This window comes from Enterobacter cloacae complex sp. P12RS, assembly GCF_014895875.1.
Classification (GTDB): domain Bacteria; phylum Pseudomonadota; class Gammaproteobacteria; order Enterobacterales; family Enterobacteriaceae; genus Enterobacter; species Enterobacter bugandensis.
The window spans coordinates 1-20,034 of the sequence record NZ_JADBQO010000043.1 but is presented as its reverse complement, the minus strand read 5'-3'; the positions used below and the strand labels follow the sequence as shown (position 1 = coordinate 20,034).

Sequence of the window (20,034 nt, the reverse complement as noted above, 5' to 3'; positions counted from 1 at the left end):
AACATAGAGATATACGCTATACACCTCAAACAAACCAACCTAAAGAACTAGCCGCTGAAGGAAAACCGATTCCACTGCGTTCTTCTCAAGGAGTTCAGACATGTTCTCGCCGCAATCTCGCCTGCGCCACGCGGTGGCGGATACTTTCGCGATGGTTGTCTACTGTTCCGTTGTGAACATGCTGATTGAAATATTCCTCTCCGGAATGACCTTCGAGCAGTCACTTTCTTCTCGTCTGGTGGCGATCCCGGTCAATATTATTATCGCATGGCCTTACGGGCTATACCGCGATGCCGTTATGCGTTTCGCGCGCCGCATCAGCCCGGCGGGCTGGATGAAAAATCTTGCCGACGTGCTGGCGTACGTCACGTTCCAGTCGCCGGTATACGTGGCTATTCTCCTGACAGTGGGCGCGGACTGGCACCAGATCGCCGCAGCGGTCAGTTCGAATATCGTGGTATCAATGCTGATGGGTGCGGTATACGGCTATTTCCTCGACTACTGCCGCCGCCTGTTTAAGGTCAGCCAGTACGGACAGGTAAAAGCGTAATGTGAAGCGACTGGCGAAAGCCAGTCGCAGATTTACTGTACGTCGCCAAACAGTCCCTTCAGAAACCGCTCCAGCGCCATACGCGAACTGAAACCGTGCGGAATACCATAATGCTCATGCCGTTCACCGCCTAAATAGAGCGGAAATTGCTGATAGTGATCGCAGGTTTTAATATCCGAGGCAGGCTCAGCAAATGACAGACTTCTGTCTTTCAGCGTCGGGTGAATAATGAGAGCGGTACGTCCCATCCTGGCTTCACGATTAACATAAACATAATTCTCGCCGCGGCGATATCCATACGCTTTTGGCGTCACCTCATCCATGGTGAATCCCTCTTTTTCAAGAACGCGTGCCACCTCGTCAGGTCGTAAATACATATCTTTTCCTCGTTATCTTTTCCTGCCCGGCAACCTTACAGTAATCAGCATTAGCAGGGCTTTCAGAATAGTCCATAAACTGGCGGATAACGCGTGACGCGCTTCAGATATTAAATTTCTGAACTAAACTAAACGGGAACACAAAATTACGGAGGATCGTATGTTTAACAGACCGAACCGAAACGATATTAACGACGACGCGCAGGATATTCGTAATGATGTCAGCCAATTAGCGGACACGCTTGAGGAAGTGCTGAAATCCTGGGGATCCGATGCGAAGGATGAAGCAGATGCTGCGAAACGTAAGGCTCAGTCTCTGCTCCGTGAAACCCGCGCCCGTATGAACGGACGTTCACGCGCTACGCAGGCGGCCTGCGACATGGCAAGCTGTGCTACGACCTTCGTACGTGAAAAACCACTGTGTTCGCTGGGAACCGTCGCGGCGGTCGGCATTTTTGTCGGAGCCCTGCTCAGCCTGCGTAAGTAAGCCCGCATTCTCAACCCCGGTAGCCTCAGGCGCCGGGGCTTTTTTATGCCTGTAATCCTGAAAAACCCGTACAGCCCGCCCTGCCCCGCTGAGCTCATCATCAGGGCAACATTAATCTGAATTTCCCATATCTTGTATGGTTGAATCTTTTCTCTACTACATCTAGTATTCCCTTAAGAAAGACACACACTCTATGACGCGTTAACTCGCGCCGTTTTCTCATTCTAAATGGAAATACGAATCATGAGCATTATTATTTACACTCGTAACGATTGTGTTCAGTGCCACGCCACTAAACGGGCGATGGAGAGCCGCGGCGTGGCGTTTGAGATGGTAAATATCGACCTGGTGCCCGATGCCGCGGATACCCTGCGCGAACAGGGATTTCGTCAGCTTCCGGTGGTCATTGCCGGTGATACCAGCTGGTCTGGCTTTCGCCCGGACATGATTAACCGCCTGAGCGCTCAGGCCACGCGTGCATGAGTGGGCTGGTCTTCTTCTCCAGCAGCTCAGAAAACACGCTGCGCTTTATTGAGCGCCTCGGGCTGCCTGCGGTGCGTATTCCGCTCAATGAGCGGGAGCGCATTCAGGTAGACGAACCTTACATTCTGGTGGTGCCCAGCTATGGCGGCGGCGGTACGGCAGGAGCAGTACCCCGCCAGGTGATCCGCTTTCTGAACGATCCTCATAACCGGGTACTGATTCGGGGCGTGATCGCGGCGGGCAATCGTAATTTTGGCGATGCCTTTGGCCGCGCCGGGGATGTCATCTCTCAAAAATGCGGCGTGCCGTATCTCTATCGTTTTGAACTGATGGGGACACAGCAGGACGTAGAAAACGTGCGTAAAGGAGTGAACGAATTTTGGCAACGACAACCGCAGAACGGGTAATTCAGGCGACGCCGGACTACCACGCATTAAACGCGATGCTTAACCTCTATGACCGGGAGGGGCGCATTCAGTTTGGCAAAGATCGCGAGGCGGTAGAGGCTTTTTTCGCCGCCCACGTGCGGCCCAACAGCGTGACGTTTTCAAGCCAGAATGAACGTCTCGACTATCTGGTTAACGAGGGCTACTACGAGGAGCGCGTCCTGGCCCGCTACGATCGTCCCTTCGTGGTAAGACTGTTTGAACGTGCGCACGCCAGCGGTTTTCGCTTCCAGACGTTTCTTGGCGCATGGAAGTATTACACCAGCTACACCCTGAAAACCTTCGACGGCAAACGCTATTTAGAAAGCTTTGAAGATCGCACCGTGATGGTGGCCCTGACGCTGGCCCAGGGCGATGAAGCGCTGGCTGAACGGCTGACGGAGGAGATCCTCTCCGGCCGCTTCCAGCCCGCCACGCCGACGTTTCTCAACTGTGGTAAAGCCCAGCGCGGCGAGCTGGTCTCCTGCTTCCTGCTGCGCATCGAAGACAATATGGAGTCGATTGGCCGTGCGGTGAACTCGGCGCTGCAGCTTTCCAAACGCGGCGGCGGCGTGGCGTTTCTGCTCTCGAACCTGCGGGAAGCGGGCGCGCCGATCAAACGCATCGAAAACCAGTCTTCCGGCGTCATTCCGGTGATGAAGATGCTGGAAGATGCCTTCTCCTACGCCAACCAGCTTGGCGCACGCCAGGGTGCGGGCGCGGTTTATCTGCACGCGCACCACCCGGACATCCTGCGTTTTCTCGATACCAAGCGCGAAAACGCCGACGAAAAAATCCGCATCAAAACCCTGTCGCTCGGCGTGACGATCCCGGATATCACGTTTAAGCTGGCCAAAGAGAATGCCGACATGGCGCTCTTCTCGCCGTATGACGTGGAGCGGATCTACGGCAAAGCGTTTGGCGACGTGGCGATAAGCGAGCTTTATGACGAGCTGGTTGCAGACGATCGCATCCGCAAGAAATACATCAACGCCCGCGATTTCTTCCAGACGCTTGCGGAAATTCAGTTTGAATCCGGCTATCCGTACATCATGTACGAGGATACGGTAAACCGCGCCAATCCGATTGCCGGGCGCATCAACATGAGCAACCTGTGCTCGGAAATTTTGCAGGTCAACAGCGCCTCCGCTTACGACGAAAACCTGGACTACGCGGAGATCGGCAAAGATATCTCCTGCAACCTCGGGTCGCTGAATATTGCCCACACCATGGATTCGCCGGATTTTGGCCGCACGGTGGAGACCGCCGTTCGCGGGCTGACGGCGGTATCGGACATGAGCCACATCCGCAGCGTGCCGTCCATCGAGGCGGGCAACGCCGCGTCGCACGCCATCGGCCTGGGACAGATGAACCTGCACGGCTATCTGGCACGGGAAGGCATCGCCTACGGCAGCCCGGAAGGGCTGGATTTCACGAATCTCTATTTCTACACCGTCACCTGGCATGCGCTGCATACCTCAATGATGCTGGCGCGCGAGCGCAACCAGCGGTTCGCAGGCTTTGAGCAGTCGCGCTACGCCAGCGGGGCGTATTTCAGCCAGTATCTGGAAGGCGACTGGCAGCCGAAAACCGAAAAAGTGCGCGCGCTGTTTGACCGCGCCGGCATTACCCTGCCGACGCGCGAGATGTGGCAGCAGTTGCGCGACGACGTGATGCGCTACGGCATTTATAACCAGAACCTGCAGGCGGTACCGCCAACCGGTTCGATTTCCTACATCAACCACGCCACATCGAGCATTCACCCGATCGTGTCGAAGATTGAGATCCGTAAGGAAGGCAAAACCGGACGCGTCTACTACCCTGCCCCGTTTATGACCAATGAGAACCTGGCGCTGTACCAGGACGCGTACGAGATCGGCCCGGAAAAAATCATTGATACCTACGCCGAGGCCACGAAGCACGTGGACCAGGGGCTGTCGCTGACGCTCTTCTTCCCGGACACCGCCACCACGCGGGATATCAACAAAGCGCAGATTTACGCCTGGAAGAAAGGCATCAAAACGCTGTACTACATTCGCCTGCGCCAGCTTGCGCTGGAAGGCACCGAAATTGAAGGCTGCGTGTCCTGCGCGCTGTAAGGAGAAAGGATGAAACTGTCACGCGTGAGTGCCGTTAACTGGAACAAGATTCAGGACGATAAAGACCTGGAGGTGTGGAACCGCCTGACCAGCAACTTCTGGCTGCCGGAAAAGGTGCCGCTCTCCAATGATATTCCAGCCTGGCAGACGCTGAGCCACGCCGAACAGCAGCTGACGATCCGCGTCTTTACCGGTCTGACGCTGCTGGACACTATTCAGAATACCGTCGGTGCGCCCGCGCTGATGAGCGACGCGCTGACGCCGCACGAAGAGGCGGTGATGTCGAACATCAGCTTTATGGAGGCGGTGCACGCCCGCTCCTACAGCTCGATTTTCTCGACGCTGTGCCAGACCAAAGACGTGGACGCGGCCTACGCCTGGAGCGAAGAGAGCGCGTCATTGCAGCGCAAGGCGGAGCTGGTGCTGGAGTATTACCGCGCCGACGAGTCGCTGAAGAAGAAGATCGCCAGCGTGTTCCTGGAATCCTTCCTCTTCTATTCCGGCTTCTGGCTGCCCATGTACTGGTCGAGCCGGGGCAAGCTCACCAACACCGCCGATTTGATTCGCCTCATTATCCGTGACGAGGCGGTGCACGGGTATTACATCGGCTATAAGTATCAGAAAGGGCTGGAGAAAGTCAGCCCGGAAAAACGCGAGGAACTCAAAGGTTTCGCCCTCGATTTGCTGATGGATCTGTATGACAACGAGTTGAGCTATACCGAAGAGCTGTACGCCGGAACGGGCTGGGAAGAGGACGTGAAGGCGTTTCTCTGCTACAACGCGAACAAAGCGCTGATGAACCTGGGCTACGACGCGCTTTTCCCGCCGGAGATGGCGGAGGTAAACCCGGCGATCCTCGCGGCGCTGTCGCCCAATGCGGACGAAAACCACGATTTCTTCTCCGGGTCCGGATCGTCGTACGTGATGGGTAAAGCGGTGGAGACAGAAGATGAGGATTGGGATTTTTAATGTATGAATTAACGTTCATTAATTAAATATAAATCTCATTATTTCCACACCACTATTTCACCAGGCACTACACTGTAATTTCCCCGTCATATTCGCCTGAATCACACCGATTCAGGCGAATTTCCCGACGCAGCAGCAAAAAATTGAGAAAAATTCAAACCGCCCTCAGCCCTTTATTCATGGGAAATTCAGCCGTTTCGCTTGCAACAAAATTCCGGCGTCAGGCCAACTCAGGGTTGTCTCAGATTCTCAGTATGTTAGGGTTATGCCCGTTAACAATTTACCATGGTAATCATATCGACATAAACAAATAACAGGACACTCTCTATTGCATGGCAATTAAATTAGAAGTGAAAAATCTTTATAAAATATTTGGCGAGCACCCGCAGCGCGCATTCAAATATATTGAGAAAGGCCTTTCGAAAGAGCAAATTCTGGAAAAAACCGGGCTGTCGCTTGGCGTTAAAGACGCCAGTCTGGCCATTGAAGAAGGCGAGATTTTTGTCATCATGGGGTTATCCGGTTCGGGTAAATCCACTATGGTTCGCCTTCTCAATCGCCTGATTGAACCCACCCGCGGACAGGTGCTGATTGACGGCGTGGATATCGCCAGAATCTCAGACGCAGAACTCCGCGAGGTGCGCAGAAAGAAGATCGCAATGGTGTTTCAGTCATTCGCGCTGATGCCGCATATGACGGTGCTCGATAATACCGCCTTCGGTATGGAATTAGCCGGCACGCCTGCTCAGGAACGTCAGGAAAAAGCCCTGGATGCTTTGCGTCAGGTAGGGCTGGAAAATTACGCTCATGCCTACCCGGACGAGCTTTCGGGCGGGATGCGTCAGCGCGTCGGATTAGCCCGCGCGTTAGCTATTAATCCAGACATATTATTAATGGATGAAGCCTTCTCCGCCCTCGATCCTTTAATTCGCACCGAGATGCAGGATGAGCTGGTAAAATTACAGGCCAAACACCAGCGCACCATTGTCTTTATTTCTCACGATCTCGATGAAGCCATGCGTATTGGCGACCGCATTGCCATTATGCAAAATGGCGAAGTGGTGCAGGTCGGTACGCCGGATGAAATTCTGAATAATCCGGCGAATGATTACGTGCGCACCTTCTTCCGCGGCGTGGATATTAGCCAGGTATTTAGCGCGAAAGATATTGCCCGCCGAACGCCAAACGGCATTATTCGAAAAACGCCAGGCTTCGGCCCGCGCTCCGCGCTGAAGCTGTTGCAGGATGAAGACCGTGAATACGGTTATCTGGTTGAACGCGGCAATAAATTTGTCGGCGTTGTCTCCATCGACTCTCTGAAAAACGCCCTGAGCGAAAACCAGGGAATCGATGCGGCGTTGATTGACGCTCCGCTTGCCGTGGATGCCGAAACGCCGCTTAGCGAGTTGCTCTCTCACGTGGGTCAGGCGCCTTGCGCCGTGCCGGTTGTCGGTGAAGAACAACAGTACGTTGGCATCATCTCAAAACGGATGCTGCTACAGGCTTTAGATCGCGAGGGGGCAAACAATGGCTGATCAATCAAACCCATGGGGTACCACTGAAGCTGCGGACAGCGCGGCGCAATCTGCCGATGCGTGGGGTTCCACGCCCGCACCTGCCGACGGCGGCGGCGCGGCGGACTGGCTCAATAGCGCACCCGCGCCTGCGCCAGAGCATTTCAATATTATGGATCCGTTCCACAAGACGCTGATCCCGCTGGACAGCTGGGTGACAGAGGGGATCGACTGGGTCGTTACCCATTTCCGCCCGGTGTTCCAGGGGATCCGCATCCCGGTGGATTACATCCTGAACGGCTTCCAGCAGCTGATGCTGGGCATGCCGGCACCGGTGGCGATTATCCTGTTCTCGCTGATCGCGTGGCAGTTCGGTAGCGCGGGTATGGGCATCGCCACGCTGATCTCCCTGATTGCCATCGGCGCGATTGGCGCGTGGTCTCAGGCGATGATTACCCTGGCGCTGGTGCTGACCGCCCTGCTCTTCTGCATTGTCATCGGCCTGCCGATGGGGATCTGGCTGGCGCGCAGCCCGCGGGCGGCGAAGATTATTCGTCCCCTGCTGGATGCGATGCAGACCACCCCGGCGTTCGTCTATCTGGTGCCTATCGTGATGCTGTTCGGCATCGGTAACGTGCCGGGCGTGGTGGTGACCATTATCTTCGCCCTGCCGCCGATTATTCGCCTGACCATTCTGGGGATTAACCAGGTGCCGGCGGATCTGATTGAGGCCTCGCGCTCGTTCGGCGCCAGCCCGCGTCAGATGCTGTTTAAGGTTCAGCTTCCGCTGGCGATGCCGACCATTATGGCGGGCGTTAACCAGACGCTGATGCTGGCACTGTCCATGGTGGTGATCGCCTCGATGATCGCCGTTGGCGGTCTCGGCCAGATGGTGCTGCGCGGTATTGGCCGTCTCGACATGGGGCTGGCGACCGTCGGCGGCGTCGGGATTGTGATCCTCGCCATTATCCTTGACCGCCTGACCCAGGCTGTCGGTCGTGATTCACGCAGTCGCGGCAACCGTCGCTGGTATACCACCGGCCCTGTCGGGTTACTCACCCGCCCCTTTACAAAATAAGGAACAACGATGCGACATAACGTACTTTTTGCCACAGCGTTTGCCACCCTTGTCTCCACCAGCGCGTTTGCCGCTGACCTGCCGGGCAAAGGCATTACCGTGCAGCCGGTGCAGAGCACCATTTCGGAAGAGAGCTTCCAGACCCTGATCGTCAGCCGCGCGCTGGAGAAGCTGGGCTATACGGTCAGCACGCCGAGCGAAGTGGATTACAACGTGGGCTACACCTCGATTGCCTCCGGTGATGCCACCTTTACCGCCGTGAACTGGCAGCCGCTGCACGACGACATGTATGCCGCCGCAGGTGGCGATAAGAAATTCTATCGCGAAGGCACCTTCGTGACCGGCGCGGCGCAGGGTTATCTGATCGACAAGAAAACCGCTGATAAGTACCACATCACCAATATTGAGCAGCTGAAAGATCCGAAGATCGCCAGACTGTTCGACACCAACGGTGACGGCAAGGCCGACATGATGGGCTGCTCGCCGGGCTGGGGCTGCGAAGCGGTGATTAACCACCAGAACAAAGCGTTCGATCTGGCGAAAACCGTCGACGTGAGCCACGGCAACTACTCCGCGATGATGGCCGACACCATTGCCCGCTTTAAAGAAGGCAAGCCGGTGATCTACTACACCTGGACGCCGTACTGGGTGAGCGACGTGCTGAAGCCGGGCAAAGACGTGGTGTGGTTACAGGTGCCGTTCTCCTCCCTGCCCGGCGAGCAGAAAGATATCGACACCAAACTGCCGAACGGCATGAACTATGGCTTCCCGGTGAACACCATGCACATCGTGGCGAACAAAGCCTGGGCGGAGAAAAACCCGGCTGCGGCGAAGCTGTTCTCGGTGATGAAGCTGCCGCTGGCGGACATCAACGCCCAGAATGCGATGATGCACGCGGGCAAATCCTCTGAGGCGGATGTTAAAGGCCACGTGGATGGCTGGATCAAAGCCCACCAGCAGCAGTTTGATGGCTGGGTGAAAGAGGCGCTTGCGGCGCAGAAGTAAAAACGCAACACAACCTTACCCCTCACCCCGGACCGTACACCCCTCTGGGGAGAGGGTTAGGGTGAGGGGATTAACCGCACAAACACACACATAACAATCCCCCAACATTCACAATCATTAGCTATTATGGTTTCCGGAAAAATAATCACTTAACTCACGATTCCTGAAACTAATGACAAAAACAGCTCAGGGGCTTAGCCCCGCACTCATCCTTTTAATGTCCGTGGCAACGGGTCTGGCTGTCGCCAGCAACTATTACGCACAACCTCTGCTTGATACTATCGCGCGCGCCTTCGATCTTTCAGCCAGCTCCGCCGGCTTTATCGTCACCGCTGCGCAGCTCGGCTATGCGGCAGGGCTGCTGTTCCTGGTGCCATTGGGCGATATGTTTGAGCGCCGGATGCTTATCGTCTCTATGACGCTTCTGGCGGCAGGCGGCATGCTGATCACCGCCAGCAGCCAGTCGCTGACGATGATGATCGTCGGTACCGCGCTAACGGGGCTTTTCTCCGTCGTCGCGCAAATCCTGGTGCCTCTCGCCGCAACGCTCGCCTCGCCGGAAAAACGCGGCAAAGTGGTCGGCACTATCATGAGCGGCCTGCTGCTGGGCATTCTGCTGGCGCGAACCGTTGCCGGGCTGCTGGCAAGCCTCGGCGGCTGGCGCACCGTCTACTGGGTGGCGAGCGTATTGATGGTGGTGATGGCGCTGGCGCTGTGGCGCGGGCTGCCGAAGGTGAAGCAGGAGAATCACCTGAATTACCCGCAGCTTCTGGCCTCCGTGTTTAGCCTGTTCACGCAGGATAAACTGCTGCGCACCCGCGCTCTGCTGGGGTGTTTAACCTTCGCCAACTTCAGCATTCTCTGGACGTCGATGGCATTTCTGCTGGCAGCACCGCCGTTCAATTATTCCGAAGGGGTGATTGGTCTGTTCGGTCTGGCCGGTGCAGCAGGTGCATTGGGCGCTCGCCCGGCAGGCGGGCTGGCTGATAAAGGCAAATCGCACATGACCACGACAGCCGGACTGATTTTGCTCCTGCTCTCCTGGGCGGCCATCTGGTATGGGCACGTCTCGGTGCTGGCGCTGATCGTCGGTATTCTGGTGCTCGATCTCACCGTACAGGGTGTTCACATCACCAACCAGACCGTGATTTACCGCGTGAAGCCCGAGGCGCGTAACCGCCTCACGGCCGGATACATGACCAGCTACTTCATTGGTGGTGCGGCGGGTTCGTTAATATCAGCGTCGGCGTGGCAGCATGCTGGCTGGTCAGGTGTGTGCGGGATAGGGGCAATCGTCGCCGCGCTTAACCTGGTTGTATGGTGGCGCGGCTATCATCGTCAGGAAGCAATTCATTAAGTTTTACATTGCTTTGGGCCTCTTAGGGTGTAAAGGGGCCCGGCAGTCTGTTAATGTAAACGTAATCATTTATCCCAGAAATTTTAATGTGGGTGACATATCTACAATTGGCATGAATAGTTCAGACCCCCGTCCCCACATCCTCTCTTCAGCGGGTTTATACCCTACGCTTTCTGTGCTCACCGGGTCACGGACTTACCCGGCGCTCTTTGATGGTGGCATTCGTTTGGCGGATATAACCGCACAAATAATTCATTTACATTATTTGTCACCATCGTTACTATATCGGCTGTAATTAATGAGGTTATGCCCAAAATGGATAGTTCGTTTACGCCCATTGAACAAATGCTTAAATTCCGCGCCAGTCGTCATGAGGACTTCCCGTATCAGGAAATCCTGCTGACCCGCCTGTGCATGCACATGCAGGGTAAGCTACTGGAAAATCGTAATAAAATGCTGAAAGCTCAAGGGATTAACGAGACGTTGTTTATGGCGTTGATTACGCTGGAGTCTCAGGAAAACCATAGCATTCAGCCTTCTGAGCTGAGCTGCGCGCTGGGATCGTCCCGAACCAATGCGACCCGTATTGCCGATGAGCTGGAAAAGCGCGGCTGGATTGAGCGCCGTGAAAGCGATAACGATCGCCGCTGCCTGCATCTGCAATTGACCGATAAAGGTCACCAGTTCCTGCGTGAGGTGCTGCCACCTCAGCACAATTGCCTGCACAAACTCTGGTCTGCCCTCAGTACTTCCGAGCGCGACCAGCTTGAGCATATCACTCGCAAGCTGCTCACCCGTCTGGACCAGATGGATGAAGAAGGCGCTGTTCTTGAGGCGCTGCGCTAACGCGACGACACGCTCAACAATCCAGATTTATATAAGAAAACCGACAGGCCAGCACGTCACACTGCTGGCCTTTCTGACAACAGGTCGGCTCAGCCGATGTGAAAATAAGAAGATCGTGGAGAACAACAATGAGCGCAAATGCGGAGAGCACTACCCCGCAGCAACCGGCCAATAAGAAAGGCAAACGTAAAAGTGCCCTTCTTCTGTTGACCTTGCTCTTTATTATTATTGCCGTGGCATATGGGATCTATTGGTTTTTAGTATTGCGTCATGCAGAAGAGACTGACGACGCATACGTGGCAGGGAACCAGGTACAGATTATGGCGCAGGTGTCGGGCAGCGTGACGAAAGTCTGGGCTGACAATACCGACTTTGTGCAAAAAGGCGATGTGTTGGTGACCCTCGATCCAACCGACGCCCAGCAGGCCTTTGAGAAAGCCCAGACCGCGCTGGCCTCCAGCGTCCGTCAAACCCGCCAGCTGATGATCAACAGTAAACAGCTGCAGGCCAACATCGACGTGCAGAAAACCGCACTCGCGCAGGCGCAGAGCGACCTGAACCGCCGTGTACCGCTCGGCACCGCTAACCTGATTGGCCGTGAAGAGCTGCAGCACGCGCGCGACGCGGTTGCCAGTGCCCAGGCACAGCTGGACGTGGCGATTCAACAGTACAACGCCAACCAGGCGATGGTGCTCGGCACCAGCCTCGAAAACCAGCCCGCCGTACAACAGGCGGCGACTGAAGTACGCAACGCATGGCTTGCCCTGCAGCGTACCAAAATCGTCAGCCCGATGACCGGCTACGTCTCCCGCCGTTCCGTCCAGCCAGGGGCGCAGATTAGCCCGACCACGCCGCTGATGGCAGTCGTGCCGGCAGACAACCTGTGGGTAGACGCCAACTTTAAAGAGACGCAGCTCGCCCATATGCGTATCGGCCAGACCGCAACCGTGGTCAGCGATATCTACGGCGATGACGTGAAGTACACCGGGAAAGTGGTGGGTCTGGATATGGGGACCGGCAGCGCTTTCTCCCTGCTGCCAGCGCAAAACGCCACCGGCAACTGGATCAAAGTGGTTCAGCGTCTGCCCGTGCGTATCGAGCTGGATGCCAAACAGCTGGCGGATCACCCGCTGCGTATCGGCCTCTCAACGCTTGTGACGGTCGATACCGCCAACCGCGACGGTCAGATCCTGGCAAGCCAGGTGCGTAGCAGCCCGGTTTATGAAAGTAACGCCCGTGAAATTAGCCTCGATCCGGTCAACAAACTGATCGATGACATCGTGAAGGCAAACGCCGGTTAATCCGAAGGTGAGCGTTATGCAACAGCAAAAGCCGCAAAAACCGCTGGAAGGCGCGCAGCTGGTCATTATGACCATTGCGCTGTCGCTGGCGACATTCATGCAGGTGCTGGACTCCACCATCGCAAACGTGGCGATCCCAACCATCGCCGGCAACCTTGGCTCGTCGCTGAGCCAGGGGACATGGGTCATTACTTCGTTTGGGGTGGCAAACGCCATCTCCATCCCTATCACCGGCTGGCTGGCGAAGCGCGTCGGTGAGGTGAAGCTGTTCCTCTGGTCCACGGTAGCGTTTGTTCTTGCCTCCTGGGCGTGCGGCATGTCCAGCAGCCTGACGATGCTGATTTTCTTCCGCGTCATTCAGGGGATTGTCGCCGGGCCGCTGATCCCGCTGTCGCAGAGTTTGCTGCTGAGCAACTACCCCCCAGCAAAGCGTTCGGTCGCGCTGGCGCTGTGGTCAATGACCGTTATCGTCGCGCCTATCTGCGGACCGATTCTGGGCGGGTACATCAGCGATAACTACCACTGGGGCTGGATCTTCTTTATCAACGTACCGATTGGCGCCGTCGTGGTATTGATGACGCTGCAGTCGCTGCGGGGACGAGAGACGCGCACCGAACAGCGCCGTATCGACAGCATCGGGCTGGCGCTGCTGATCCTGGGTATCGGCAGTCTGCAGATCATGCTCGACCGCGGTAAAGAGCTCGACTGGTTCAACTCGCAGGAGATCATCATCCTGACCATTGTCGCGGTGGTGTCGATAAGCTTCCTGATTGTCTGGGAGCTGACGGACGACAACCCAATTGTCGATCTCTCGCTCTTCAAATCGCGAAACTTCACCATCGGCTGCCTGTGTATCAGCCTCGCCTATATGCTCTACTTCGGCGCGATTGTTCTGCTGCCGCAGCTGTTGCAGGAGGTGTATGGCTATACCGCGACCTGGGCGGGGCTGGCCTCAGCGCCCGTTGGGGTGATCCCGGTTCTGCTGTCGCCGATTATTGGCCGCTTCGCCCACAAGCTCGACATGCGTCGGCTGGTGACGTTCAGCTTCATTATGTACGCCGTGTGCTTCTACTGGCGCGCGTATACCTTTGAGCCGGGAATGGACTTTGGCGCCTCGGCGTGGCCGCAGTTCATTCAGGGCTTTGCGGTGGCGTGCTTCTTTATGCCGCTGACCACCATTACGCTCTCTGGCCTGCCGCCTGAGCGTCTGGCGGCGGCATCAAGCCTGTCGAACTTCACCCGTACGCTAGCGGGTTCCATCGGGACGTCGATCACCACCACCCTGTGGACCAACCGTGAATCGATGCACCACGCCCAGCTGACCGAAGCGGTGAACCCGTACAATCCGAATGCCCAGCAGATGTACAGTCAGCTTCAGGGCATGGGGATGACGGAGCAGCAGGCATCCGGCTGGATTGCCCAGCAGATCACCAACCAGGGGCTGATTATCTCGGCAAACGAGATTTTCTGGATATCGGCGGGGATCTTCATCGTCCTGCTGGGGCTGGTGTGGTTTGCCAGACCGCCGTTTGGCGCCGGTGGCGGCGGCGGAGGGGCGCACTAATTCGCGTTGTCCAGAACGCGACAGCGATTGTCAGTTTCGATAAAGCAGCGCTCCTGAAATCAATTCACGATAGTGAAAAGACAACAGGAGCGCATCATGCTGAATACACCCGCCGACAAATACCAGCCTTATCCCACCGTTTCATTGCCCGACCGCCGCTGGCCGGAGCAGACCATCACCCGCGCGCCGCGCTGGCTCTCGACAGACTTACGCGACGGCAATCAGGCGCTTGCCGAGCCGATGGACAGCGCGCGCAAGCTGCAGTTCTGGGATTTGCTGCTGGGCTGCGGATTTAAAGAGATTGAGGTCGCCTTCCCGTCCGCCTCGCAGACCGACTTCAACTTTGTCCGCCAGCTCATCGAAGAGAACCGCATTCCGGATGACGTCACGATTCAGGTGTTAACACAGGCGCGGGAAGATCTCATCCATCGTACTTTTGAATCCCTGCGCGGCGCGAAGCAGGCCACCGTCCACCTGTATAACGCCACCGCCCCGCTGTTCCGCCGCCTGGTGTTCGGTATGGAGAAAGCGCAGATCGTCGAGCTGGCCACCCGCGCCACGCGGCTTATCCGCCAGCTTTGTGAAGAGAACCCTGAAACCCGCTGGCAGTACGAGTACTCCCCGGAAACCTTCTGCTTTACCGAGCCGGAGTTTGCGCTGGAGATTTGTGAAGCCGTGGCGGAGATCTGGCAGCCGTGCGATGAACGGCCAATGGTGATCAACTTACCCGCTACCGTCGAGGTCAGTACGCCGAACGTCTATGCCGATCAGATCGAGTATTTCTGCCGCCACTTCAGCCGCCGCCGCGACGTTTGCATCAGCGTGCATCCGCATAACGACCGCGGAACGGGCGTCGCCAGCGCGGAGCTGGCGGTGATGGCCGGGGCCGACCGCGTAGAGGGCTGCCTTTTTGGCAACGGCGAACGCACGGGCAACGTTTGCCTGGTAACGCTGGCGATGAACCTCTACAGCCAGGGCATTAGTCCCAATCTGGACTTTAGCGATATGAATCGGGTGGTCGAAACGGTAGAGACCTGCAACCAGTTGCCTGTCCATCCGCGCCATCCGTGGGCAGGACGGCTGGCCTATACCGCCTTCTCCGGCTCGCATCAGGACGCCATCAAGAAAGGCTTTGATGCCCGCAGGCCTGGCGATCGCTGGGAGATGCCCTATCTGCCCGTCGATCCGCAGGACATCGGCTGCACCTACGAAGCGGTGATCCGCGTGAACAGCCAGTCAGGAAAAAGCGGCAGCGCCTGGCTTATTGAGCAAAACCACGGCCTGAAGCTGCCCCGCGCCCTGCAGCAGGATTTTAGCCAGCACGTGCAGCAGGAAACGGATCGCCACGGGAAAGAAATGACGCAGAACGCGCTGTGGCAGCTATTCCGCACCCGCTACGGGCTGGTAACGACGCCGCAGCTGGCGCTGCAATCCTACCGCAGCGACGGCCAGCAGGACGGCCAGCTGCGGCTGACGGCAAGCGTCGTCACGCAGGGGGGAACGCGCCAGCTGGAGGGTCAGGGCAATGGTCTGCTCTCCGCTGCCGCGCAGGGCCTGAGCCGCTGGGTCAACGCGCCGTTTATGATTAAGGATTATCACGAACATACGCTGGGCGAACGCAGCGACAGCCGATCGGTGGCCTATATCCGCTGCCTGTTCCAGGACGGCACCAGCAGCTGGGGCGTGGGCATTGACAGCGACGTGGCGCGCGCGTCGCTTCAGGCGCTGTTTAACGCGGTCAGTCGTTCTTAAAGTAATCGCTGGGTGAGATACCCATCGTCCGGCGGAACATCGCCGTAAAGGCGCTGTGGCTGCCGTATCCCAGATCCAGCGCCACGCGCAGCACCGGCTGGCCCTGGGCCAGCCGCACTAAGGCTTCCAGCAGGCGCGCCCTTCTCACCCACTCGCCGTAGCTTAACCCGGTCTGCTGCTGAAAATGGCGGTTCAGCGTACGCTCGCTCATGCCGAGCAAGCTCGCGCTCTGTTGACCGCTCCAGCTTTCACCTGGTAACTGACGGACCTGCCGACACAGCTGGCGTAACGCTTCACTTTCCGGTTCCGGCAGGTGAAACGGCAGCACCGGCATGATGCGAATTTCATCCAGAATGAGCTCATACACGCGCTCGTCACGGCTTCCCGGCGAGTACGACTCAGGTAGCGTCAGGGAGGTGAGGATCAGCTCGCGCAGCAGCGGGGAGATCTGCACGATCTGACAGGTCGCCGGGAGATCGGCTCGCGCCAGCGGATCGATAAACAGCGTGCGGGCTGCAACGTTGCCGGTGATGCGAAGCGAGTGCTGTGTCCCCGCCGGTAGCCAGACGCCGCGCCCGGGCGGCACTACCCAGCAGCCGGATGCGGTATCGACCCGCACGACGCCCGTCAGGCTGTGCAGCAGCTGCGCGCAGTCGTGCTCATGCCACGGCTCGCTATCGCCATGAGCATAATCATGCGAAAACGGCACAAGTGGGCGATGGGTAAAGGAGAAGGTGGTGGTTGTCGTCATGAGGATTGTAGGCCCGGCCAGCGAAGCGCCACCGGGCATCCACAGGCACAATACTAGATGTGCAGTTCCTGCAGTTTTTCTTTTGGCAGGGCCAGCTCTTCATTGCTGTTCACGCGAACGTCACGCTCGATGATGTGACGGGCAATTTCCTGGGCTTCTTCCAGAGAGTGCATCTGGTAAGTGCCGCACTGGTAAACGTTCAGCTCAGGGATCTGGTTCTGCTCTTTCACTTTCAGCACGTCTTCCATCGCCGCTTTCCACGCATCGGCGACGCGTTTCTCTTCAGGCTGACCAATCAGGCTCATGTAGAAGCCGGTACGGCAGCCCATCGGAGAAATGTCGATGATCTCAACGCCGTTGCCGTTCAGGTGGTCACGCATGAAACCGGCGAACAGGTGTTCCAGGGTGTGAATGCCTTTCTCCGGCATCACTTCTTTATTCGGCACGCAGAAGCGCAGATCGAAGACGGTGATCGTGTCGCCGTGCGGGGTGTGCATGGTCTTCGCCACGCGGACTGCAGGTGCTTCCATACGGGTATGGTCGACAGTAAAGCTATCTAATAACGGCATACGTCACCTCCGATAGTGATTTTTTTTAAAATAAACTGAACTCTTCTACAGAATGCACGTCTGAGTATATGAAAGACGCGCATTTGTTATCATCATCCCTGAATTCAGAGATGTATATTTTGGCCACAGCGATGTGGCCTTTTTCTTTTCTGCTTAAGCCTGCTTCGCCAGAAACGCCTCAAACGACTCCGTATCCGCCGCTTCAACCTCTTTCTGACGCACCAGGGACGCGTCGCGCTCCGCGACAAAATCCGCTTCGCTCAGGATCTCTAACGGCTCCTGCATCAGCATCTCACGGTACTCCGCTGAGAGTGAACGCCCTGTGCCGCCAATCCCCTGCTCGATCATGGTGCGCAAAATGCGCGCAGAGAACGTCAGTTCCGGGTTATCAAAGCATTCCACCAGCTGGTCGCAAATCTGTTGATACGCGTCGCCGCCGTCGATGCTGTCCAGGGTGCGGGCAACACGCTTCAGGTCACGGAACAGATCCTTACCAACCTTAGCCAGCGGGAACTGCGCCGTTTCGCAGCCAATACCCAGCGTCAGACCCGGTTTACGGCCTTCCAGAATCACGCGGTTCCAGTTCGTGCGCGTACAAAGCAGTTCGTCTGAACTCATTTCCGGCGCATCCGCCAGCGCGCACCAGACCATAAACAGATCCAGGAAGCGAACCTGCTGCTCGTCAACGCCAATCGGTGAGAACGGGTTGATGTCCAGCGAGCGCACTTCAATGTATTCAATGCCGCCGCGCTGCAGCGCATCCGACGGCGTTTCACCGCTGCGCGTCACGCGCTTCGGACGAATTGGCGCATACAGTTCGTTTTCAATCTGCAATACGTTGCTGTTGATTTGCAGGCGCTTTCCGTCTTTTTCGAGGCCGATTTTCGCGTACTCTTCCGACGGAGTTTTAATCGCCCGCTTCAATCCTGCCACATATTCGTGCAATTCGTTAAACGTAATACCGAGATTGCTTTGCGATTTATTGGTATAGCCCAGATCGCTCATGCGCAGAGAAGTCGCGTACGGAAGATAGTACATGCCGCACTCGGTTTTTTCGAACGGCAGCGTGGTCGGTTTCCCCTGCAGGAACGATGAACAAATGGCAGGCGACGCGCCAAACAGATACGGAATCACCCAGCCAAAACGGTAATAGTTGCGGATCAGACGGAAATAACCGGCGGAGATCGCTTCTTTATCCGTTTCTCCCCCCTTCGCCTGCCAGAACGCCATCGGCAAAGAGAAATTGTAATGCACGCCAGAGATCGTCTGCATCAGCGCGCCGTAGCGATTTTTAAGACCTTCGCGATAGAGCGTTTTCAGCCGACCAATGTTTGACGTGCCGTACTGCGCCAGCTCAATCTCCTGGCCCTGCTCGATATAGCACGGCATGCTGAGCGGCCACATACGTTCATCGCCGAGATTGCGCGCGGTGTAGCGATGGATGTCGCGCAGGATCGTCAGCATATGATCAATATCGCCGTTCACCGGCGTAATGAACTCCAGCAGCGCTTCAGCGAAATCGGTTGTGATCCATTTATGTGTCAGCGCCGAGCCTAACGCCTTCGGGTGACCCGTCGTCGCTAAGCTACCGTCCGCGTTAACGCGCAGCGTTTCACGCTCAAGACCACGCTGAATACCCTTCAGAGCCTGAGGGTGGTTTTCCAGCCAGGCCAGCGCCTGAGATACGTCCGGGATCAAATTGACCTCCCGCCTGTCAAAGTAATGTTACTCAGCATAATTGTAATGGTTGACGATTGAAGGTCGCGTATTCATTCCACCAATTAGTGCCACCACGTCATACCCTGTAGTGTTGCCCACGCCACGAGAACATAGCGCAACGCCTTGCCAAGGCACAAAAAAAAGAGCACCGGTCCCCAGGAGATGCGCATCCATCCCGCCAGCAGACACAGTAAATCGCCTATTACAGGCATCCAGCTTAATAACAGCGTGGCAGCGCCATAGCGTTTTAGCCAGCCGACTGCCTTTTCCTGCCAGCGCGATTTTTCGCGCAGCGGAAAGAAACGCCCAAGAATAACGTTAGTCAGCCCTCCAAGGCTATTACCCATTGTTGCTATTAATACAAGCAGCCAGGGCTGACTCACGCCGGACAACAGCATCGCCACCAGTACCACTTCCGAATTTCCCGGTAACAGCGTGGCGCTTAGAAAACTGCTGGCGAATAATGAGGCAAGTGACAGCGCGTCACTCACAGTAAGCGCACATCCACCGCCGCCATTCCGGCATCACGCGCGGCCTGAATACCGAAGTCGGCATCTTCAAACACGACGCATTTTGCCGCCGGTACGCCCATTAATTCTGCGCAAAGCAGGAAGGTGTCCGGCGCGGGCTTGTGATTTTTAACATGATCGGCGGCCACCACGGCAGAAAAATAGTGGCGCAGGCCAAGATGGTTGAGCAACGCTTCTGCTATCGCGCTCTCGCTGCCCGTCCCGACAGACATCGGGCGACGCCCGTGCCACTCTTTTACCACATCAATCAGTGGCAGAGGGCGTACGGTATCTAAAAGCATGGCTTTTACCGCATCGGTTTTTTCACGCGCGAGAAGGTGTGGGTCGAGATCGGCCTGATTCAGTTCAATCACGGCCTGCGCAATACGCCAGGTTGGGGATCCGTTGAGGGCAATCATCGCCTGAAGGTCGAAACGCATGCCGTAGCGGCCAAGGACCTCGGTCCAGGCTTGACGATGCGTGGGTTCAGTATCCAGGATGGTGCCATCCATGTCGAAGATCAAACCGTCATACTGTGCGTACATCGTGCTCTCGCTAAACGATTAACAAAGCATTACTTTATCGTAAAAGGGGGTTTTTGTCGCTGACAGAGAGTGTGATTGCTGACGGAACGTCGATGAAATAGACAAAAGAAGAGAAGATGGTGCATCCGGGAGGA

Annotated in this window: 20 protein-coding genes; 14 read left to right on the top strand and 6 right to left on the bottom strand. The window is 56.6% G+C overall.

The genetic code is table 11. The annotated features are described in order from the left end of the window. Positions 1 to 100 precede the first annotated feature (100 nt). Positions 101 to 550, top strand: a complete 450-nt coding sequence (alaE, locus tag IM284_RS20000; RefSeq protein ID WP_028014172.1) for an L-alanine exporter AlaE — start codon at positions 101 to 103, stop codon at positions 548 to 550. 32 nt (positions 551 to 582) lie between these two features. On the opposite strand, the gene IM284_RS19995 is transcribed toward alaE, so the two are convergent. After that, entirely contained in the window at positions 583 to 927 is a 345-nt protein-coding gene (locus tag IM284_RS19995) for a DUF2002 family protein (RefSeq protein WP_023308923.1), read from the bottom strand. 160 nt (positions 928 to 1,087) lie between these two features. Between IM284_RS19995 and IM284_RS19990 the strand changes: the two genes are divergently transcribed. From IM284_RS19990 to leuA, 13 genes are all read left to right on the top strand, one after another. After that, positions 1,088 to 1,414 (top strand): DUF883 domain-containing protein, encoded by a 327-nt coding sequence (locus IM284_RS19990; RefSeq protein WP_047367518.1) that lies wholly within the window; start codon positions 1,088 to 1,090, stop codon positions 1,412 to 1,414. A gap of 243 nt (positions 1,415 to 1,657) precedes the next feature. Next, positions 1,658 to 1,897 carry a glutaredoxin-like protein NrdH gene (gene nrdH / locus IM284_RS19985; RefSeq protein ID WP_032644910.1) on the top strand — a complete coding sequence of 80 codons (240 nt, stop codon included), beginning with the start codon at positions 1,658 to 1,660 and terminating at the stop codon, positions 1,895 to 1,897. Beyond that, on the top strand, positions 1,894 to 2,304 hold the full coding sequence (gene nrdI, locus IM284_RS19980; RefSeq protein WP_041908531.1) for a class Ib ribonucleoside-diphosphate reductase assembly flavoprotein NrdI: 411 nt from the start codon (positions 1,894 to 1,896) through the stop codon (positions 2,302 to 2,304). Before nrdH ends, nrdI begins: the two co-directional genes overlap by 4 nt. Further along, positions 2,277 to 4,421, top strand: a complete 2,145-nt coding sequence (nrdE, locus tag IM284_RS19975) for a class 1b ribonucleoside-diphosphate reductase subunit alpha (RefSeq protein WP_047367517.1) — start codon at positions 2,277 to 2,279, stop codon at positions 4,419 to 4,421. Before nrdI ends, nrdE begins: the two co-directional genes overlap by 28 nt. Before the next feature lie 9 nt (positions 4,422 to 4,430). Beyond that, positions 4,431 to 5,390 (top strand): class 1b ribonucleoside-diphosphate reductase subunit beta, encoded by a 960-nt coding sequence (gene nrdF, locus IM284_RS19970; RefSeq protein WP_047367516.1) that lies wholly within the window; start codon positions 4,431 to 4,433, stop codon positions 5,388 to 5,390. 332 nt (positions 5,391 to 5,722) lie between these two features. Continuing rightward, entirely contained in the window at positions 5,723 to 6,925 is a 1,203-nt protein-coding gene (proV, locus tag IM284_RS19965) for a glycine betaine/L-proline ABC transporter ATP-binding protein ProV (RefSeq protein WP_028014177.1), read from the top strand. Continuing rightward, positions 6,918 to 7,982, top strand: coding sequence for a glycine betaine/L-proline ABC transporter permease ProW (gene proW / locus IM284_RS19960; protein ID WP_047367515.1), 1,065 nt, complete (start codon positions 6,918 to 6,920; stop codon positions 7,980 to 7,982). Before proV ends, proW begins: the two co-directional genes overlap by 8 nt. A gap of 9 nt (positions 7,983 to 7,991) precedes the next feature. Further along, positions 7,992 to 8,987 carry a glycine betaine/L-proline ABC transporter substrate-binding protein ProX gene (proX, locus tag IM284_RS19955; protein WP_047367514.1) on the top strand — a complete coding sequence of 332 codons (996 nt, stop codon included), beginning with the start codon at positions 7,992 to 7,994 and terminating at the stop codon, positions 8,985 to 8,987. A 172-nt stretch (positions 8,988 to 9,159) separates the two neighbouring features. Beyond that, positions 9,160 to 10,344, top strand: coding sequence for an MFS transporter (locus tag IM284_RS19950; RefSeq protein WP_193055871.1), 1,185 nt, complete (start codon positions 9,160 to 9,162; stop codon positions 10,342 to 10,344). 315 nt (positions 10,345 to 10,659) lie between these two features. Then, entirely contained in the window at positions 10,660 to 11,190 is a 531-nt protein-coding gene (gene mprA, locus IM284_RS19945) for a transcriptional repressor MprA (RefSeq protein ID WP_041911975.1), read from the top strand. A 128-nt stretch (positions 11,191 to 11,318) separates the two neighbouring features. Continuing rightward, positions 11,319 to 12,491 (top strand): multidrug efflux MFS transporter periplasmic adaptor subunit EmrA, encoded by a 1,173-nt coding sequence (gene emrA / locus IM284_RS19940; RefSeq protein ID WP_021241959.1) that lies wholly within the window; start codon positions 11,319 to 11,321, stop codon positions 12,489 to 12,491. 16 nt (positions 12,492 to 12,507) lie between these two features. Continuing rightward, positions 12,508 to 14,055, top strand: a complete 1,548-nt coding sequence (emrB, locus tag IM284_RS19935) for a multidrug efflux MFS transporter permease subunit EmrB (protein WP_028014182.1) — start codon at positions 12,508 to 12,510, stop codon at positions 14,053 to 14,055. A 96-nt stretch (positions 14,056 to 14,151) separates the two neighbouring features. Next, positions 14,152 to 15,807: a 2-isopropylmalate synthase gene (leuA, locus tag IM284_RS19930; protein WP_063437569.1), complete on the top strand. Its 1,656-nt coding sequence runs from the start codon at positions 14,152 to 14,154 to the stop codon at positions 15,805 to 15,807. On the opposite strand, the gene IM284_RS19925 is transcribed toward leuA, so the two are convergent. From IM284_RS19925 to yqaB, 5 genes are all read right to left on the bottom strand, one after another. Beyond that, positions 15,794 to 16,558, bottom strand: coding sequence for a helix-turn-helix domain-containing protein (locus IM284_RS19925; RefSeq protein WP_028014184.1), 765 nt, complete (start codon positions 16,556 to 16,558; stop codon positions 15,794 to 15,796). The genes leuA and IM284_RS19925 overlap by 14 nt on opposite strands. Positions 16,559 to 16,611: 53 nt before the next feature. Further along, positions 16,612 to 17,127 (bottom strand): S-ribosylhomocysteine lyase, encoded by a 516-nt coding sequence (luxS, locus tag IM284_RS19920; protein WP_008499539.1) that lies wholly within the window; start codon positions 17,125 to 17,127, stop codon positions 16,612 to 16,614. A gap of 153 nt (positions 17,128 to 17,280) precedes the next feature. After that, positions 17,281 to 18,825: a glutamate--cysteine ligase gene (gene gshA, locus IM284_RS19915; RefSeq protein ID WP_047367511.1), complete on the bottom strand. Its 1,545-nt coding sequence runs from the start codon at positions 18,823 to 18,825 to the stop codon at positions 17,281 to 17,283. A gap of 83 nt (positions 18,826 to 18,908) precedes the next feature. After that, positions 18,909 to 19,337: a YqaA family protein gene (locus tag IM284_RS19910; RefSeq protein ID WP_008499541.1), complete on the bottom strand. Its 429-nt coding sequence runs from the start codon at positions 19,335 to 19,337 to the stop codon at positions 18,909 to 18,911. Then, a complete protein-coding gene (gene yqaB / locus IM284_RS19905) occupies positions 19,334 to 19,900 on the bottom strand; it encodes a fructose-1-phosphate/6-phosphogluconate phosphatase (protein ID WP_028014186.1) in 567 nt (188 codons plus the stop codon). Before yqaB ends, IM284_RS19910 begins: the two co-directional genes overlap by 4 nt. Between the last annotated feature and the right edge of the window lie 134 nt (positions 19,901 to 20,034).

Excerpts from the sequence above, each read along its gene's own strand:
- emrA (WP_021241959.1), top strand. The coding sequence starts at position 11,319 with ATGAGCGCAAATGCGGAGAGCACTACCCCGCAGCAACCGGCCAATAAG.
- proV (WP_028014177.1), top strand. The coding sequence starts at position 5,723 with ATGGCAATTAAATTAGAAGTGAAAAATCTTTATAAAATATTTGGCGAG.
- nrdF (WP_047367516.1), top strand. The coding sequence starts at position 4,431 with ATGAAACTGTCACGCGTGAGTGCCGTTAACTGGAACAAGATTCAGGAC.
- mprA (WP_041911975.1), top strand. The coding sequence starts at position 10,660 with ATGGATAGTTCGTTTACGCCCATTGAACAAATGCTTAAATTCCGCGCC.
- yqaB (WP_028014186.1), bottom strand. The coding sequence starts at position 19,900 with ATGTACGCACAGTATGACGGTTTGATCTTCGACATGGATGGCACCATC.
- IM284_RS19995 (WP_023308923.1), bottom strand. The coding sequence starts at position 927 with ATGTATTTACGACCTGACGAGGTGGCACGCGTTCTTGAAAAAGAGGGA.
- proX (WP_047367514.1), top strand. The coding sequence starts at position 7,992 with ATGCGACATAACGTACTTTTTGCCACAGCGTTTGCCACCCTTGTCTCC.
- emrB (WP_028014182.1), top strand. The coding sequence starts at position 12,508 with ATGCAACAGCAAAAGCCGCAAAAACCGCTGGAAGGCGCGCAGCTGGTC.
- luxS (WP_008499539.1), bottom strand. The coding sequence starts at position 17,127 with ATGCCGTTATTAGATAGCTTTACTGTCGACCATACCCGTATGGAAGCA.
- proW (WP_047367515.1), top strand. The coding sequence starts at position 6,918 with ATGGCTGATCAATCAAACCCATGGGGTACCACTGAAGCTGCGGACAGC.
- IM284_RS19925 (WP_028014184.1), bottom strand. The coding sequence starts at position 16,558 with ATGACGACAACCACCACCTTCTCCTTTACCCATCGCCCACTTGTGCCG.
- nrdH (WP_032644910.1), top strand. The coding sequence starts at position 1,658 with ATGAGCATTATTATTTACACTCGTAACGATTGTGTTCAGTGCCACGCC.
- alaE (WP_028014172.1), top strand. The coding sequence starts at position 101 with ATGTTCTCGCCGCAATCTCGCCTGCGCCACGCGGTGGCGGATACTTTC.
- IM284_RS19990 (WP_047367518.1), top strand. The coding sequence starts at position 1,088 with ATGTTTAACAGACCGAACCGAAACGATATTAACGACGACGCGCAGGAT.
- leuA (WP_063437569.1), top strand. The coding sequence starts at position 14,152 with ATGCTGAATACACCCGCCGACAAATACCAGCCTTATCCCACCGTTTCA.
- IM284_RS19950 (WP_193055871.1), top strand. The coding sequence starts at position 9,160 with ATGACAAAAACAGCTCAGGGGCTTAGCCCCGCACTCATCCTTTTAATG.
- nrdI (WP_041908531.1), top strand. The coding sequence starts at position 1,894 with ATGAGTGGGCTGGTCTTCTTCTCCAGCAGCTCAGAAAACACGCTGCGC.